The sequence below is a fragment of the Halomonas sp. ATBC28 genome, assembly GCF_005937175.1.
GTDB classification, from domain to species: domain Bacteria; phylum Pseudomonadota; class Gammaproteobacteria; order Pseudomonadales; family Halomonadaceae; genus Vreelandella; species Vreelandella titanicae.
In genome coordinates, this window is record NZ_VCQL01000132.1 from 1 (window position 1) to 423 (window position 423).

Consider the following 423-nt stretch of genomic DNA (forward strand, 5'->3'; position numbering starts at 1 on the left):
GGTTAGTACTTTTAACTTTTGAATCTTAGAAACAGAAAGACATTTTAGTCCTTCTACGTTTTTGTAAAGCTGAATCAGTTCTTCCTCACTCTTCCCATCAAAATCCATTGGTAATGGTGTCATTTCAAGCACTGCGCAAGCGTTCTTCCCAAAACTTTTGAATAAGTGCTGAAACTCAGGGAAATAAAGATCTATCCAACGAATCATACGGTTTTTAATTGCTGTAATATCTTCTTGTAATTTAGATCGAAGACTCGCTCCATTACGAAGTTCTGCTTCTACTCCAGTAAGTATTCGAGAAAAAGTAAACCGTCCGTCACGTATTAAGCTAGCGATAACGCGAGCGTCTTTTTTGTCATTTTTGGTTTGAAGGTTATCATCTAATTCTTTCGTTCTATTAACGTGCATTGGATTTACCATTAC

The 423-nt window shown here is 36.4% G+C and carries 1 protein-coding gene; it reads right to left on the bottom strand.

Annotated elements, in window-relative coordinates; translation table 11 throughout:
* The coding region (locus E0L35_RS25685; RefSeq protein ID WP_138801745.1) for a transposase at positions 1–423 on the bottom strand (423 nt) is incomplete at both ends.